Annotated in this window: 1 protein-coding gene; it reads right to left on the reverse strand. The window is 31.2% G+C overall.

Going from position 1 to position 670, the window contains the following annotated elements; genetic code table 11:
* Nucleotides 1-670 (reverse strand): motility associated factor glycosyltransferase family protein (locus DU473_RS08140; RefSeq protein WP_131186975.1); only part of this gene is annotated, 670 nt, incomplete at both ends.

A 670-nucleotide genomic window follows, 5' to 3' on the forward strand; every position in this document is an offset into this window, starting at 1 on the left:
CTTCACATACTTCTTTAAAGGGTTTTTCTAAGCTTCCTTCTATTCTTGCTCCACCCTCTGTGCAGTTGTAGGTGGTTATTCCTTGTTCTTTGGTAAATTGTATATCGCTTTCAAATTCTTGGCGAAATAAATTCCAAATAAAATGCGTTTTCACAAAAGAATCTTTATTCCCATAGGCTCTAACTTTTATATACTCATAAGAAAAACTTTCAAAATTTGCACTATGTTTATAATCACTAGGATGAGAATTTCCTTTTTCATCATAGGCTAAGTCTTGTCCTATTAAGATGATATTTTTGTGTTTTAAAAGACTGGCTAATATATAATTCATATTAGCTACACTATGTCCAGTTGGCATATATCCAAATTGATTAAGAGAAAGATATTGCATAAAATGTGCTTTAGAACTTACAAGCATAAAAGATCTTTTAGTATTTTCCAAATAAGAAGTAGTACTAGGATGAACTACAGATTTTAATATAAAAGTTATTCCCCCATCAATCCCCTCATATGCCTCTTTAAAGAATTCTGCCGTGAAATCAGTTCTTTCCAACATACAAACATAATCAGGCTTAATACCATGTTTAGCTAATATAGCATAAGCACTATCTGCACAAAATATTGTGGCTTTGTTTTGATATTCTTTTAGAATGGGTAGTTGTTTAGTGAG

The sequence above is a fragment of the Campylobacter novaezeelandiae genome (assembly GCF_004323845.1).
GTDB classification, from domain to species: Bacteria; Campylobacterota; Campylobacteria; order Campylobacterales; family Campylobacteraceae; genus Campylobacter_D; species Campylobacter_D novaezeelandiae.